This window comes from Streptomyces sp. NPDC002324 (assembly GCF_053593335.1).
Genome location: NZ_JBSFCF010000017.1, coordinates 103411 through 118506, shown reverse-complemented (window position 1 = coordinate 118506; position 15096 = coordinate 103411). Strand labels below are relative to the sequence as shown.

Annotated in this window: 12 protein-coding genes; 3 read left to right on the top strand and 9 right to left on the bottom strand. The window is 69.5% G+C overall.

Annotated elements, in window-relative coordinates:
* Nucleotides 1-28: 28 nt before the first annotated feature.
* Together arfA and ACWCRJ_RS22805 are read left to right on the top strand one after the other, a co-directional pair.
* Entirely contained in the window at nt 29-1543 is a 1515-nt protein-coding gene (gene arfA / locus ACWCRJ_RS22810; protein ID WP_450940989.1) for an arabinosylfuranosidase ArfA, read from the top strand.
* A gap of 75 nt (nt 1544-1618) precedes the next feature.
* The gene (locus tag ACWCRJ_RS22805; protein WP_450940988.1) at nt 1619-2077 is read left to right on the top strand and encodes an RrF2 family transcriptional regulator; all 459 of its coding nucleotides are present in this window, start codon (nt 1619-1621) and stop codon (nt 2075-2077) included.
* 107 nt (nt 2078-2184) lie between these two features.
* Here the strand turns inward: ACWCRJ_RS22805 and ACWCRJ_RS22800 are convergent, their stop codons facing one another.
* The 3 genes from ACWCRJ_RS22800 to ACWCRJ_RS22790 all read right to left on the bottom strand — a co-directional run bounded on the left by ACWCRJ_RS22800 (nt 2185) and on the right by ACWCRJ_RS22790 (nt 5387).
* A complete protein-coding gene (locus ACWCRJ_RS22800; RefSeq protein ID WP_450941041.1) occupies nt 2185-2646 on the bottom strand; it encodes an ATP-binding protein in 462 nt (153 codons plus the stop codon).
* A 293-nt stretch (nt 2647-2939) separates the two neighbouring features.
* Nucleotides 2940-3758: an intradiol ring-cleavage dioxygenase gene (locus ACWCRJ_RS22795; protein ID WP_450940987.1), complete on the bottom strand. Its 819-nt coding sequence runs from the start codon at nt 3756-3758 to the stop codon at nt 2940-2942.
* Nucleotides 3759-4151: 393 nt separating this feature from the next.
* Nucleotides 4152-5387 (bottom strand): ABC transporter substrate-binding protein, encoded by a 1236-nt coding sequence (locus ACWCRJ_RS22790; protein ID WP_450940986.1) that lies wholly within the window; start codon nt 5385-5387, stop codon nt 4152-4154.
* A 487-nt stretch (nt 5388-5874) separates the two neighbouring features.
* On the opposite strand from ACWCRJ_RS22790, the gene ACWCRJ_RS22785 reads away from it, so the two are divergent.
* Nucleotides 5875-6786, top strand: coding sequence for a calcium-binding protein (locus tag ACWCRJ_RS22785; protein WP_450940985.1), 912 nt, complete (start codon nt 5875-5877; stop codon nt 6784-6786).
* Between the two features lie 182 nt (nt 6787-6968).
* Here the strand turns inward: ACWCRJ_RS22785 and ACWCRJ_RS22780 are convergent, their stop codons facing one another.
* The 6 genes from ACWCRJ_RS22780 to ACWCRJ_RS22755 form a co-directional block, all read right to left on the bottom strand.
* Entirely contained in the window at nt 6969-8669 is a 1701-nt protein-coding gene (locus ACWCRJ_RS22780) for a pyridoxal phosphate-dependent aminotransferase (protein WP_450940984.1), read from the bottom strand.
* A gap of 186 nt (nt 8670-8855) precedes the next feature.
* On the bottom strand, nt 8856-9974 hold the full coding sequence (locus ACWCRJ_RS22775) for an aldose epimerase family protein (RefSeq protein WP_450941040.1): 1119 nt from the start codon (nt 9972-9974) through the stop codon (nt 8856-8858).
* Nucleotides 9971-11215 (bottom strand): multiple monosaccharide ABC transporter permease, encoded by a 1245-nt coding sequence (gene mmsB / locus ACWCRJ_RS22770; RefSeq protein ID WP_450940983.1) that lies wholly within the window; start codon nt 11213-11215, stop codon nt 9971-9973. Before mmsB ends, ACWCRJ_RS22775 begins: the two co-directional genes overlap by 4 nt.
* Nucleotides 11212-12762, bottom strand: a complete 1551-nt coding sequence (gene mmsA / locus ACWCRJ_RS22765; protein WP_450940982.1) for a multiple monosaccharide ABC transporter ATP-binding protein — start codon at nt 12760-12762, stop codon at nt 11212-11214. Before mmsA ends, mmsB begins: the two co-directional genes overlap by 4 nt.
* Before the next feature lie 43 nt (nt 12763-12805).
* Entirely contained in the window at nt 12806-13918 is a 1113-nt protein-coding gene (gene chvE, locus ACWCRJ_RS22760; protein WP_179860129.1) for a multiple monosaccharide ABC transporter substrate-binding protein, read from the bottom strand.
* 136 nt (nt 13919-14054) lie between these two features.
* Entirely contained in the window at nt 14055-15023 is a 969-nt protein-coding gene (locus tag ACWCRJ_RS22755; protein ID WP_450940981.1) for a hypothetical protein, read from the bottom strand.
* Nucleotides 15024-15096 lie beyond the last annotated feature (73 nt).

Genomic DNA, 15096 nt, shown 5'->3' with positions numbered 1-15096 from the left:
GCACACCGCACACCGAAGGGGCCCCTCCATGACCCGCACCGCCCGCTTCACCCTCGACCCCGCGTTCAAGGTCGGCCAGGTCAACCCCCGACTCTTCGGCTCCTTCGTCGAGCACCTCGGCCGCTGCGTCTACACGGGCATCTTCGAGCCGGGCCACCCCGCGGCGGACGAGGCGGGCCTGCGCACCGACGTGCTGGACCTGATCCGTGAGCTGGGCGTCACCACGATCCGCTACCCCGGCGGCAACTTCGTCTCCGGCTACAAGTGGGAGGACTCCGTCGGCCCCGTCGAGGACCGCCCCCGCCGCCTCGACCTCGCCTGGCGCTCCACCGAGACCAACCGCTTCGGCCTCTCCGAGTACATCGGCTTCCTGAAGAAGATCGGCCCGCAGGCCGAGCCCATGATGGCCCTCAACCTCGGCACCCGAGGCGTCGCCGAGGCCCTCGAACTCCAGGAGTACGCCAACCATCCCACCGGCACCGCCCTCTCCGACCTCCGTGCCGCCCACGGCGACAAGGACCCCTTCGGCATCAAGCTCTGGTGCCTGGGCAACGAGATGGACGGCCCCTGGCAGACCGGCCACAAGACGGCGACCGAGTACGGCCGTATCGCCGCCGAGACCGCGCGCGCGATGCGCCAGATCGACCCGGGCGTCGAACTCGTCGCCTGCGGCTCCTCCAGCCAGTCCATGCCGACGTTCGCCGAGTGGGAGGCGACGGTCCTGACGGAGACGTACGACCTCGTCGACCACATCTCCCTGCACGCCTACTACCAGCCCGAGGACGGCGACGTCGACTCCTTCCTCGCCTCCGCCGTCGACATGGAGTCCTTCATCGAGAACGTGGTCGCCACCGCCGACCACGTGGGCGCGAAACTCAAGTCCAAGAAGAAGATCAACCTCTCCTTCGACGAGTGGAACGTCTGGTACATCTCCAAGTGGCACGAGATCGAGAACTCCGGCGAGCGGGACTGGGCACAGGCCCCCCGCCTGCTGGAGGACAACTACAGCGTCATGGACGCGGTCGTCTTCGGCTCCCTGCTCATCGCGCTGCTCCGGCACGCCGACCGCGTCACCGTCGCCTGCCTCGCCCAGCTCGTCAACGTCATCGCCCCGATCATGACCGAGCCGGGCGGCCCCGCCTGGCGGCAGACGACGTTCTTCCCGTTCGCGCAGGCCGCGAAGTACGGCCGGGGCGAGGTGCTCGACGTACGCGTGGACTCGCCGACGTACGGGACGAAGAAGTACGGCGAGGCGGACCTGCTGCACGCGACCGCGGTGCGGGCCGAGGACGGTTCGGTGACCGTGTTCGCGGTCAACCGGGGTCGTACGGACGCGCTGCCGCTCGAAGTCGCCTTGAACGGACTGGAGTTGACCAGGATCGTCGAGCACGGCGTGCTGGCCGACGCGGACCCGGACGCACGCAACACGCTCACGGACCCCGAGCGGGTCGCTCCGCACGCGGGTGCGGGGTCCACGTTGCGGGACGGCGTACTGAGCGCGGTCCTGGAGCCGCTGTCGTGGAACGTGATCCGGCTGGGCTGAGCCGCCGTGCCCGCTCCCGCGCCCCCTGCGGAGCGCGGGACCGCAGTGCCGTCCGCGTGGCCGACAATGGTGGCCATGAGGATCTCGGCACGGGCGGACTACGCCGTACGCGCGGTACTGGAAGTCGCCGTACGGCAGGACAGCGGCCCGGTGAAGGCGGAAGTCATCGCGACCGTCCAGGAGATTCCGCACAAGTTCCTGGAGGGCATCCTCGGCGATCTGCGGCGAGGCGGCCTGGTCACCAGCAGGCGGGGCGGCAGCGGCGGGTACCGGCTGGCGCGCGAGGCCGCCGCCATCACCGTCGCCGACGTGATCCGGGCCGTCGACGGCCCGATCGTGTCGGTACGCGGCGAACGCCCCACCGGCCTCACCTACACCGGCTCCGCCGAACCGCTGCTCCCCCTGTGGATCGCCCTGCGGGCCAACGTCCGCCGCATCCTGGAGGGCGTCACGGTGGCCGACATCGCGGCCGGCACCCTCCCCGATCCGGTGCAGAACCTGGCGGCGGAACCGGCGGCCTGGGAGAACCCGTGACCCGGCGGGCCCCGGCGGACCGATGGGCCGGGCTGGCTCGTGGGCCGTGCGTGGGCCGTGCGTGGGCCGTGCGTGGGTCGATCGGCGCTCGACCGTCCTGCGCGCCCTCACCCCAGCCGCACGGCCAACGTCACCTCGGCCCCCGCCCCCGTGATGTCCGTCGTCACCGTCATGCGGTCCGTGACCAGGTGGGCCAGCCAGAGGCCGCGGCCGGGGCAGGTGTCGAGGCCGGGGAGGAGTTCGGGGAGGGTGGGGGTGAAGCCGGGGCCGTTGTCGGTGATGCGGCATTCCAGTTCGTGGGCCAGGCGGCGGAGTTCGAGGCGGCCCTGGCCGCCCGCGTGCTCGACCGCGTTGGCGGCGATCTCGCTGACCGCGAGGGTGAACTCGCCGAGCCGTACGCCGCACAGGCCCGCTGTCGCGGCCGTGTCCTCCACCTGGGCGCGTACCAGGGGCAGGTTCTCGCCCGTGAAGTGGCGTTTCAGCAGGAGTGTTCCGGGGGCGTGGTCCGGGCTGTCGCCGCTCGGGCCGCCGATCGTTCCTGTACCGCTGTCCGTCTCCCCGCCCGGCATCTCGGCCGCCTCCTCTCGATGGGACTCGATGGGTACGAGCACGGGTGCTGGGCGTCAAAGGTGAACTGCCGCACCTCACCCACGCTAGCCGCGCTCGTCCGATGAGTACCCAGGAGATCGAGAGGACATCGTGCCTGGTCAAAACCGTACGATTTCGATCGAGTCGTGATTGAGTCTGCCCGACCTCGGCTGATCGGTTGGCGTTCGGTGTTCGGTGTTCGGCGTCCGTCGCCGGCTCCCTCCCGTACGGTCCGGGAGGGAGCCGGCGCCCCGGAGGGGAAGGACCGGCTGGGTCAGCTCGACTCCACCCCCACCGTCAGCGACCCCGCGTACCCGGCCGCCGGTGAGCCGCCCAGCGCCGTCAGGGTGAGAAGGCCGGACGCGGCGCCTCCCTCGTCGTAGATGGAGTCCTGGGCGAGGGTGGTGCGGGGGACCGTGTTGGCCGCGTACGGGGAGAGGGCCCCGACCCGGGCGGTGATCGTCTCGCTGAAGAAGAGTTGGCCGGTGTGGAGCTCCTGGCCGCCCGTGAACGAGCCGTCGGAGGTGAGGGTGACGTCCGTGTGCACCTTGAGGTGGATGTGGACGCACCGGCCCCGGTACCAGCCGGGGTAGACCGTCGTGATCTTCGCGACGCCGCTGGAGTTCGACAGGACGGCGCCGCGCAGGAACGTACCGTTGTCGGGCTCGTCGTGGCCGTTGTTGCCGACGAAGCCGGAGTACTCGCCGAGCGCGTCGCAGTGCCAGATCTCCACCAGGGCGCCCTTGAGCGGCGCGCAGGTGTCGTCGTCCACCACGGTGAGGGTCAGCACCAGGGGGAAGCCGGTCTTGTCCTCGCGGATGTCGGGGCGGACGAGCTGTCCGTCGAGGTAGTAGGGGCCTTCGGTCATCTCCTTCGTGAGGGTGCAGACGGCCGTGGCGGCCACGGGGGCCGTGTTCCCCGTGCCGGCCGTCCTGGCAGTGGGGGCTCCAGGCGTGGCGGCGGCGCCCACGGCCAGGGTGGCGGCCGTGGCGCCGGTGGCGATCAGGACGGTACGGCGTCCGATCGGCGTCGGTGTCGCAGTCGGAGTCTCTGTCGTGCCTGTTGCCTCTGAGGGCACTGGAGTGTCTGTCATGAACACGGCACCGTAGGAACGGATGCTGTAGGTCAGCTGTCAGTCCGGCAAAGTCGGTGACCGTCAAGTCGCTTGTGAGACAGGTGTGTTGACGGCGGGCGGCGCCAGGGGCATGGCTCGATCACCCCGTGTGGAACCAGCCTGGCGCGTGCGGTGCGGCGGTCTCCCGGGCATGGCGCCACCACAGGGCCTGCTCCTCGCATCCGGCCTGGTCACCGCTGGGATCGCGACGCATCTGCCGGCACCGCCGAATCACCCGATCACCCCGACCGCTCCGGGGCGCGCGCCGACGCGCTCCTGACACCCGCCTCGCCCGGCCCCGCCGCTCCCCGCCCTGTCGGCGCGATCACCCCGCCCCGGCCGACCGCCTCGGCGTCGGTACGCCCCGCCCGCCTACTTCGTCGCCCTCGCGATCGACTCCAGCACCTCCCGCGGACTACCGTCCGGCGCCACCGCCTTGCCGATCCGCTTGCGGATGGTCGCGGCCACCTCCGACCAGTTGGTCTCGGCGACGGGGTAGAGGCGGAGGTTCTGCAGGGTGTCGAGGCCGCTCCACAGGGCCCGGTGCGCCTTGTCGGCCCGCATGGCGTCGGCGGCGGAGGTGGTGACGGGGAGCAGCTCGTACTGGGCGGCCTGCTCGGTCACGTACTTGTCGGTGTAGAGGAAGTCGAGGAACTGCCCGATGGCGGCGCGACGGTCGTCGTTCTTGAAGGCGAAGACCCAGTCCGCGGTGCCCATCGTGGGCGTCTCCTTGCCGTCGCGGCTCGGCAGCGGCACGGCGCCGTAGAGCACGGAGTCGGAGGAGTCCGCGATCTGGCGGACCAGCGACAGCGGGGCGTTGACCATGGCCGCGTCACCGGTGAGGAAGGCGTCCACGGCCTCCCGGCTGTTCAGCTCGCCGGGCGCGACCGGGCCGGTCAGTCCCTCGCCGACCAGGTTCTCCTTCAGCCAGGTCAGGGTCGCCACATTGGTGGACGAGGCGATGTCGTAGCGGTTGGTGGAGTCGGTGTAGCCGCCGTCGCCGGCCAGCAGCCACATCAGCGTCTCGGCCTCCGCCTCCTCCGGTCCCAGCGGCACGGCGATCGGGTACTTCACCCCCTGCGCCTTCAACGCCCGTGCGGCGGCGAGGAGTTGGTCCCAGGTCTTCGGTGGCTCCAGGCCCGCCCGCTCGAACAGGTCCTTGTTGTAGTAGAGCAGCCGGGTGCTCGCGGTGAACGGCAGGCCGTACTGCGCCCGGTCCATCTCCCCGGCGTTCGCGAGACTGCGCACGAACGAGGCCTGCACCGGGACGGACAACACCTCGTCCGCACTGTAGAGGAGGTCCCGCGCGGCGTACTCGGAGTAGCTGTCCGTCTGCACGATGTCGGGGGCCTCGCCCCGCTCGACCAGCTCCGCGACCTTCTTGTCGACCTCGTCCGGGCCGTAGACCCGCACATCCACGTCGATGCCGGGGTGCTCGGCGCCGAACGCCAGGGTGACGCGGTCCCAGTAGCCCTCGGAGTTCTTGCGGACGCTGTCGCCGTAATTGGTCGCGACGACGGTCAGGGAGACCGGTTTCGACTCCGCGTCCGCGCTGCCACCGCAGCCGGACAGGCCGACCGCGAGCCCCAGCACGGCCGTGACCGCCACGACCGCCCGGGTCCGGCGGCTCGTCGGGACCCCCCGGGCCGCCCGGCTCGTCCGGACCCGCTGACTCGTCCGGACCTGCTGATTCGGCCGGGTCTCTCGACGCACGGTCCACCCACTTCCGGCTGCCAGTCGTACCTGGCACATGTGTAAAGGAGCAGAGAACGGGCTTGATCGTAGGGCGCGCACCGGCGCGCACGGGGCCGGGGGCGTTGCGTTTTGATTCCGACGGTGTGACGGCCCGACGGCGAGACCGGGATGCCCCACCGGCGTCAGGGAGTACGGATCCGGCGCGAGCGTCGTTCACCCGGCCCGAGGGTGACGGGTCGAAGGCCTGGCCGCGGAGTGAACTCCGGGACTCCCGCGGGGAAACGCCGGATGAAACCGGCTCTGTGCGTGTTCAGGAGGGTTTTTCGGTACAACCCCCCGTTCCGGCGCCGGGTCGTAGGCAGTATTCGATTCCAGCGCTTTGCCAAGGGGTTACCTCACCATGCCCATCAGCAGCATCCTCGGACCGGTCGGGCGCGACGCGCACGGAGCCGCCGCCGTCACCACCACCCGGACCACCGCCGTCACCACCACCCGGACCGCCGCCGTCACCACCGCCCTCACCCTCGCCCTGGCCGGGACCCTCCTCGCCGCGCCCCTCGCCCAGGCCGCCCCCGCACCCGCCGCCTCCCTCGTGCACGACAAGGGCGAGCTGTGGTTCAAGGCCGCACCCGGGCAGGCGAACCGCCTGACGGTGTCCGCGAAGATCGTGGAGCGCACGGAGTGGGAGGCGGACTATGTGCTGACCTTCAACGACCGGTACGTCATCACGCTGGCCGCGAAGGAGTGCTCGTACCCCGAGCCGGCCGACCGCACCGTGGCCGAGTGCGCGGTCCCCATCCCGATGAACTCCGACGACACCGACATCTACGACGTGGGTCTCGGCGACGGCGACGACACGGTGACGATCGCCGCCGCCAACTCCGCGTACGCCACGATCTACGGCGGCACCGGCGACGACATCCTCCTGGGCAACAGATCCGTCGTCCTCCACGGCGAGAACGGCGACGACCGCATCGAGGGCGGCGGCGGTGTCTGGGGCCTCGGCTCCTTCGGCGGACGCGGCAACGACACCCTGACCGGCTGTGCCTACGCGTGCCACGGCGGCGCAGACCGCGACACCCTCACCGGCGGCGCCGACTCCGACGGTCTCCACGGCGACTCCGGCAACGACACCCTGCGCGGCCGGGGCGGCGACGACGCCCTCCACGGCGGCAAGGGCGACGACACGCTGTACGGCGAGGACGGCCACGACAAGCTCTACGGCAACAGCGGCAACGACGTCCTGTACGGCGGCAGGGGCGACGACACCCTCTCCGGCGGCCCCGGCCGCAACCGGCTGCACCAGAACTGACGCCGCGCCGCCAGGAGCAGCGCGCGCTCGGAGCCCCTCGACCGGGCGCCCCGCGCCGGAGTCCGCGACCCGGCGGCCCCCGTCGCACGGGAACAGGGCGACGCCCCCGACAGCGGCCCGTACAGGCCGGTCGGGGGCGTCGCCCCATGGGGTCCGTCAGGGGGAGCCGGGGGAAGCCGGGCTCACCCCACCTGGTTGTAGACCGCCCCCGCCGCGGGCCACCCCTGCGGCTCCTCCAGGGGGTCCGGCTGGGTGCGGCCGCGTACCTGGGCGGCGGTGAGCCCCTGGGCCGCGCCCATGGTGCGGCGGCCCTGGGCGGGGGTCGCGAGGCCGGGCATGCCGGTCTGGGCGACGGGCTGCAGGCCGGGGACCGGCATGGCGGCGGGCATCGGGGCCTGCGCGGGAACCGGCATCGGCATCGGTGCCGGTGCGGGGATCGGCATCGGGGCCGGAGCGGGTGCCGGGTTCGGGAACTGCATCGGCGCGGCGGGCGCCGGAGCGGGGGAGGCGAACTGCATGGAGGACGCGGCGGGGACGGGCGCCGGAGCGGGGGAGGCGAACTGCATGGACGCGGCGGCGGGAGCGGGCGCCGGAGCGGGGGAGGCGAACTGCATGGAGGACGCGGGCGCCGGGGCGGGCATGCTCATGGCCTGCGCGGCGAGGTTGTGCATCCCGGTGCCGTTGGTCTCGCTCATCAGCCGGTCCACGGCCGCCGTACCCGAGCTGTAGCTGGTCCCGGTGCCCAGCTCGGGTACGGCGGCTCCCCTCCTGGACCCGTAGAGAACCGACTCCAGGCCGGACACCAGGCGACGCACGTCCACCTGGGGCCGGACCACGAGTCGCAGGAAGCGACTGGACGAGCCGACCTTGTTGCCGCACTCGCGGACCAGGACCCGGTGCTCGGTGAGGAGCCGGTCGCGGACCACGGTGCCCTCGGCGCCCACGGGCAGGCGCACGAAGAGGAAGTTCCCCTGCGACGGGTAGACCGTCAGCCCGGGGAGGGCGGAGAGCTGGCGGGCCATGTCCAGCCGGTCGCGGCGGACCTGGTGCAGACTCTCCATGTACTCGGGGCCGTGGTTCTTCAGCATGAACACCACGTGCTCGGCGAAGGAGTTGAGGTTCCACTTCGGCAGCATCGAGCGGACCTTGCCGGCGAGCGCCGGGTTGGCGACCAGGTAGCCGAAGCGGATGCCGTGCAGGCCGAAGTTCTTGCCGAGGCTGCGCAGCACGACCACGTTGGGCCGCATGACCGCGTCCTGGACCGTGGACGGCTCGGACTCGGCGTCGGCGAACTCCAGGAACGACTCGTCGATGACGATCAGGTCCAGGTCGGCCATCGCGTCCATGAACTGCACCAGCGCGTGCCGGTGCAGGAAGCCGCCGTCGGGGTTGTTCGGGTTGCAGATGACGGCGACCCGGGTGCCGCGGGCCCGGATGAACTCGGCGTACTGCGCGAGGTCGAGGGCGAAGCCGCTGGACTCCTGGAGCGGGAACATGTCGACCCGCTTGCCGGTCTCCATCGGCTGGTCGGTCCAGCGGCCGAAGGTGGGGACGGGCACGGCGAGCGACTCACGGACCATCAGATGATCGAGCCAGGTGATGAGTTCGGTCGAGCCGTTGCCCATCGCCACGCACTGCGGCGGAAGTTGGAGCAGATTGCACAGCTCGGCCGTGATGGTGTCGGCGCTGCTCGGGTAGTACGTGATGATGTCGCGCAGTCTGCTCGCCATGTCGTCGAACATGGCGGGCGTGGGGAAGTACGGGTTGCACGGGATACAGAAGTCCACCGGGCCCACCCCGTCGCCGCCCTCACGCGTCAGCGCAGCCATCGAAGGGCTGTGCGCCGCAGTGCTGCGGAACAACGAGGTGACGTTGTCGGCCATGGAACCTCCGTAGGGGGCGGACCCGTTGGGGACGACCGGGTCCGACGACTAAGGGCGGCCCGTGCGGGGGAGCGCGGGCCGCCCTTACATACGGAGGCTGTGGTGGCTCTGTTCAACCGCCGAGATTTCGGAAAGAACTTGTGAGCCATCTGTGAAGGGTCGCCGGGGGCAGCCGCCGAGCCGCTGTCAGTCGAACGCGTGGACCGTCGTGGACCGGTACGTCTGCCCAGGTCGCAGCAGTGTCGACGGGTACGACGGCTGGTTCGGCGAGTCGGGGAAGTGCTGGGTCTCCAGGCACAGCGCGTCGCCCTGCCGGTAGATCCTCCCGGAGGCTCCCACGAGCGTGCCGTCCAGGAAGTTCCCGGAGTAGAACTGCAGCCCCGGCTCGGTCGTGGAGATCCGCAGGGTGCGGCCGGACGCCGGGTCGGTGAGGGTGGCGGCCCATTCCGGCTCGGCCGTGACGCCCTTGTCCAGGACCCAGTTGTGGTCGAACCCCTTGGCGTGCAGCAGTTGCGGATCGGCCCTGCGGAGGTCGTCGCCGACCGCCTTGTCCGTGCGGAAGTCGAAGGGGGTGCCCGCGACCTCGGCCGGTTCGCCGAGGGGGATCAGACCGGAGTCGACCGGGGTGTAGCGGGCGGCGGCGATGGTCAGCCGGTGATCGTGGATCGGGCCGCTGCCCTCGCCCGCGAGGTTCCAGTACACGTGGTGGGTGAGGTTGACGACGGTGGTGCGGTCCGTGGTCGCCGTGTAGTCGATCCGCCACTCGCCCCGCTCGGTGAGTGTGTAGAGGACCTGGACGGTCAGGGTGCCGGGGTAGCCCATCTCGCCGTCGGGGCTGGTGTACGACAGCCGCAGACCCACGTCCGGACCGTCCGTGAACGGCTCGACGTCCCACACGGCCCGGTCGAAGCCGTGCGTCCCGCCGTGCAGGCTGTTCGCGCCGTCGTTGGCGGGGAGTTCGTGGGTCTCGCCGTCCAGCGTGAAGCGCCCGGCGCCGATCCGGTTGCCGTAGCGGCCGATCAGCGCGCCGAAGTAGGGCGATCCGGCGACGTAGTCCTCGATGCTGTCGAAGTTCAGCGAGATGTTCGCGTACCGGCCGTCGCGGTCCGGGGTCTCCAGGGACTGCACGATCCCGCCGTAGGACAGGACCTTGAGACGGGTGCCGCCGTTCTCCAGCGACCAGCGGTGGATCTCGGTGCCGTCGGCGAGCTTGCCGAAGAGTTCCTTCACGGGTGACGTCCCGCCTTTCTCCCATGGGAAAGGGGGCCCCGCCGTTTCGGCGAGGCCCCCTTGCGGTGCGGTCAGTTGCCGCCCTTGCGCTTGTTCCACACGTCGAATCCGACGGCCGCCAGCAGGACGAGGCCCTTGATGACCTGCTGCCAGTCGGTGCCGATGCCGACGAGGTTCATACCGTTGTTGAGGACACCGAGGACGACACCACCGATGATCGCGCCGAGGACGGTGCCGACGCCGCCGCTCATCGACGCGCCGCCGATGAACGAGGCCGCGATGGCCTCCAGCTCGAAGTTGAGGCCCGCCTTCGGGGACGCCGCGTTGAAGCGGGCGGCGAAGACCAGACCGGCCAGCGCGGCCATCATGCCCATGTTCAGGAAGATCAGGAAGGTGACCTTCTTGTCCTTCACGCCGGACAGCTTGGCGGCGGGCAGGTTGCCGCCGATGGCGTAGATGTGGCGGCCGATGATCGCGTTGCGCATCACGTAACCGAAGCCGACGACCAGCGCGCCGAGGATCAGCAGGACGATCGGGGCGCCCTTGTAGCTGGCGAGCAGCATCGTCACGGTGAGCAGGGCGGCGGAGATCGCGACGAGCTTGAGGACGAACAGGTTCATCGGCGGCACGTCGAGCGCGAACTCCTGCTGCCGGCGCCGGTCACGGAACTCCTGCAGCACCACGAAACCGATGACCGCGAAGCCCAGCAGCAGCGTCAGGTTGTGGTAGTTGGTGTCCGGGCCGACCTCGGGGAGGAACCCGTTGGCGACCTTCTGCAGGCCCTCCGGGAACGGACCGAGGGTCTGCCCCTTCAGGAAGATCTCGGTGAGACCGCGGAAGACGAGCATGCCCGCGAGGGTCACGATGAACGACGGTATGCCGAGATACGCGATGAAGAACCCCTGCGCGGCACCCGCCGCGGCGCCCACGGCCAGACACAGCAGCACGGCGAGCGGCCACGGTATGTCGTTGTCGACCATGAAGACGGCGGCCATCGAGCCGATGAACGCGGTCAGGGAGCCCACGGACAGGTCGATGTGGCCCGCGATGATCACCAGCATCATGCCGATCGCGAGGATCAGGATGTAGCTGTTCTGCAGCACCAGGTTGGAGACGTTGCGCGGCAGCAGCAGGTCACCGTCGGTCCACACCGCGAACAGCGCCACGATCAGGCCGAGGGCGATCAGCATGCCGTACTGCCGCATGTTGCGGCGCATGCCGTCCAGTACCAGCTGGAGCAGGCCGCCGCCCGCCGCCGTCCCGCTCTTGCCGGGCGGCGCGGGGGCCGGGCTCTTGGCGGTCACATCCGTGCTCATCGGGTTACCTCTTTGTCCTTCGTCATCTGACGCATCAGCGATTCCTGCGTGGCCTCGGCACGCGAGAACTCACCCGTCAGCCTTCCTGCGGCCATCGTGTAGATGCGGTCGCACATCCCGAGCAGTTCCGGCAGCTCGGAGGAGATGAAGACGACCGCCTTGCCCTCCGCCGCCAGCTTGTCGATGACCGTGTAGATCTCGTACTTGGCGCCGACGTCGATCCCGCGGGTCGGCTCGTCCAGGATCAGCACATCGGGACCCGCGAAGATCCACTTGCTGAGGACGACCTTCTGCTGGTTGCCGCCGGACAGTTTGCCCACCGGCTCGAAGACGGTCGGTGCCTTGATGTTCATGGACGTGCGGAAGCGCTCGGCGACCTTCCGCTCCTCGTGCTCGTCGACGACCCCGGCCTTGGCGACCTTGCCCAGCGCGCTGAGCGAGATGTTGCGGTTGATGGTGTCGATGAGGTTGAGGCCGTAGTGCTTGCGGTCCTCGGTGACGTAGGCGATACCGTTGTCAACCGCCTCGGGGACGGTCCTGGTACGGATCTCCTTGCCGTCCTTGAGGACCGTGCCGCCGCTGTAGCGGCCGTAGGTGCGGCCGAAGACGCTCATCGCCAGTTCCGTACGGCCGGCGCCCATGAGCCCCGCGATGCCGACGATCTCACCGCGCCGCACCTGGACCGACACGTCGTCGACGACCTTGCGCTGCTGGTCGATCGGGTGGTGCACGGTCCAGTTGCGGATCTCCAGGGCGGGCGAGGCGCCCTGCTCCGGCTCGTGCGGGGTGCGCTCCGGGAAGCGGTGCTCCAGGTCGCGCCCCACCATGCCGCTGATGATCCGGTCCTCGGTGGTCTCCGCGGCCTTCACGTCGAGGGTCTCGATGGTCTGGCCGTCGCGGATGATCGTCACCGAGTCGGCGACCTTGCGGATCTCGTTCAGCTTGTGGGAAATGATGATCGAGGTGATGCCCTGCTTCTTCAACTCCAGGATGAGATCCAGGAGTTTGTCGCTGTCCTCGTCGTTCAGGGCGGCCGTCGGCTCGTCCAGGATGAGGAGCTTCACCTTCTTCGAGAGCGCCTTGGCGATCTCCACGAGCTGCTGCTTGCCCACGCCGATGTCGGCGACGCGGGTGTCCGGGTGGTCGGAGAGCCCCACCCGGCGCAGCAGTTCGGTGGCGTGCCGCAGCGTCTCCCGCCAGTCGATGAACCCGCCCCGGGCGTGCTCGTTGCCGAGGAAGATGTTCTCCGCGAGGGAGAGGTACGGCGACAGCGCCAGCTCCTGGTGGATGATGACGATGCCGCGCTGCTCGCTGGCCCTGATGTCCTTGAACTCGCAAGGGCCACCCTCGAAGAGGATGTCGCCGTCGTAGCTGCCGTGCGGGTGGACGCCGGAGAGGACCTTCATGAGGGTCGACTTGCCGGCGCCGTTCTCGCCGCAGATGGCATGGACCTCGCCCTGCTGGACGGTCAGTGTGACGTCCGACAGCGCTTTGACGCCGGGAAAGGTCTTGACGATCGAGCGCATTTCCAGGACGGGTCCCGCCATGGTCGTGCCTTCCAATCAGTGGTCGGTCGGGGAAGCCGTCGTACTACTTGAGGTCGCTCTCCTTGATGTAGCCGGAGTCGACGACGGTCTCCTTGTAGTTCGACTTGTCGACGCTGACCGGCTCCAGCAGGTAGGCGGGGACGACCTTCGAGCCGTTGTCGTAGGTCTTGGTGTCGTTGACCTCGGGCTTCTTGTCGTTCAGCAGGGCGTCGACCATGTTCGAGGCGACCTTGGCCAGCTCACGGGTGTCCTTGTAGACGGTCATCGACTGGTCGCCCGCGATGATCGACTTCACCGAGGCGACCTCGGCGTCCTGGCCGGTGACGATCGGCAGCGGCTTGCTCTTGGAGCCGTAGTCGTCCGACTTCAGCGCGGACAGGATGCCGATGGAGATGCCGTCGTACGGGGAGAGGACGGCGTCCACGGGGTCGCTCTTGTACGCCGAGGTCAGGATGTCGTCCATGCGCTTCTGGGCGGTGCCGCCGTCCCAGCGCAGGGTGGTGACCTGGTTCAGCTGGGTCTGGCCGGACTTGACGACGAGCTGCTTCTTGTCGATGTAGGGCTGCAGGACGTTCATGGCGCCCTGGAAGAAGTAGCGGGTGTTGTTGTCGTCGTTGGAGCCGGCGAACAGCTCGATGTTGAAGGGGCCCTTCTTGGAGCCGTCCTTCAGGCCGAGCTTCTCCAGGATGTAGTTGCCCTGGAGCTCGCCGACCTTCTCGTTGTCGAAGGACGCGTAGTAGTCGACGTTCTTCGTGCCGAGGATCAGGCGGTCGTAGGAGATGACCGGGATGTCGGCGTCGGCGGCCTGCTGGAGCACGTTGTTCATCGACTTGTTGTCGATGGCGGCGACGATGAGGGCCTTCACACCCTGCGTGATCAGGTTCTCGATCTGGCCGACCTGCTGGTCCGGGTCGTCCTCGCCGTAGACCAGCTTGGTCTTGTAGCCCATCTTCTCGAGGTTGGTCACGACGTTCTTGCCGTCGGCGATCCAGCGCTCGGAGGACTTGGTCGGCATCGCGATGCCGATGGTGGCGCCCTCGGTGCTGCCGCCCTTGTCCTCGCTGCCACCCTCACCGCTCTGACCACAGGCGGTCAGGGTGAGGGCGAGGGAGGCGGTGGAGGCTATGGCGGCGAGTGCGGCTCGGCGAGTACGCATGATCATCATCCTTGATGTCTTGAAGGCTCTGTACGTTCTGGCGGGGACGGCACTTCATGAGCCGAAAGGAGCCAGAGGAGATGTGGGGGATTCTGTGTGACTGCGTCTTCTTCTGTGAAGCTAGTTGTCCGCTTCGTTATGAGGGATTTCCGAACCGCTGCAGATCTCCGGGCAAACGGGTACCGAGCGGAGCCATGTCGCCGTCCGCTCCGTGGCGCGCCAGAAGGTCCAGGGCCAGCCGGCCGCGCCGTACGCGTTCCTTGGCCGTGGACAGGGTGACGTCCCGCATGTGGTGCCCGTAGGGGTAGATCCCGGGGGCCTTCGACAGGCCGAACTTCAGGTAGATCGGTGCGCCGCGCCGGATCAGCTCGGCGACCTCGTACATCCTCACATAGCCGCCGAGGTCGTCGGGCGCCTCGATGTACATGTCCATGGGAGCGCCGGACACCCGCCGGATCTCGGTGAGGTGATCGAGCGTCAGATCGCTCGGCACGTTGATCGAGTCGCCGCCGAGGTTCTCGTACACGGCGTACGCGGTCGGGTTCACCGGTCCGATCAGCGCCGACACCTTGAAGGTCGTGTCGGCCGGGATGATCCCCTCCACCCGCGCCCGGTGCAGCGTCCACAGCACGCCCTCGTCGGCGACGAGGAGGCACTTCACGCCCAGCTCGGTCGCGCGCACGGCGTCCTCGACGCACCCGGCCACCGCGTCGTGGCCGCGGGCCCGCAGGCCGCCGCCCTTGGAGTCGGTACGGGTGGAGCCGCCGATGTCCCAGGTGCCACGCGGGCCGGTGAACAGGCAGAGCTCGATGTCGCGCTCGGCCGTCGCCTCCACCATCTCGGTGATCTCGGCGTCGGTGAGCATCCACACGCCGCTGCCCTGGCTGATCCGGTGGATCGGCACGTCGAGCCGCGAGGCTTCCTTGAGGACCACGCCGAGTGCCTCGGGACCCTCGACGGAGGGCACCTCGGTGCGCCAGCGGCCGCCGCCGGGGAAGGAGTGCGGGGAGGCGTCGGAGGGGTCGAGGGCGGGTGCGTTCAGCCCGAGCGCGGCGAGGGCCTGCTCGCCGGGTCGGCGCGGCGCCGGAGCGGTGGTGTCGGTCACAAGCTGTCCTTCATGTTCGATATTTCGGACAAGGTTCGCGGCTCTTGGTGCACAAAGCTCTTGGGTGTGCGCC

Bases quoted from the DNA above. Each gene is read 5' to 3' on its own strand.
- mmsB (WP_450940983.1), bottom strand. From the start codon at position 11,215: ATGAGCACGGATGTGACCGCCAAGAGCCCGGCCCCCGCGCCGCCCGGC.
- ACWCRJ_RS22795 (WP_450940987.1), bottom strand. From the start codon at position 3,758: ATGACAGACACTCCAGTGCCCTCAGAGGCAACAGGCACGACAGAGACT.
- ACWCRJ_RS22800 (WP_450941041.1), bottom strand. From the start codon at position 2,646: ATGCCGGGCGGGGAGACGGACAGCGGTACAGGAACGATCGGCGGCCCG.
- mmsA (WP_450940982.1), bottom strand. From the start codon at position 12,762: ATGGCGGGACCCGTCCTGGAAATGCGCTCGATCGTCAAGACCTTTCCC.
- ACWCRJ_RS22780 (WP_450940984.1), bottom strand. From the start codon at position 8,669: ATGGCCGACAACGTCACCTCGTTGTTCCGCAGCACTGCGGCGCACAGC.
- chvE (WP_179860129.1), bottom strand. From the start codon at position 13,918: ATGCGTACTCGCCGAGCCGCACTCGCCGCCATAGCCTCCACCGCCTCC.
- ACWCRJ_RS22805 (WP_450940988.1), top strand. From the start codon at position 1,619: ATGAGGATCTCGGCACGGGCGGACTACGCCGTACGCGCGGTACTGGAA.
- arfA (WP_450940989.1), top strand. From the start codon at position 29: ATGACCCGCACCGCCCGCTTCACCCTCGACCCCGCGTTCAAGGTCGGC.
- ACWCRJ_RS22785 (WP_450940985.1), top strand. From the start codon at position 5,875: ATGCCCATCAGCAGCATCCTCGGACCGGTCGGGCGCGACGCGCACGGA.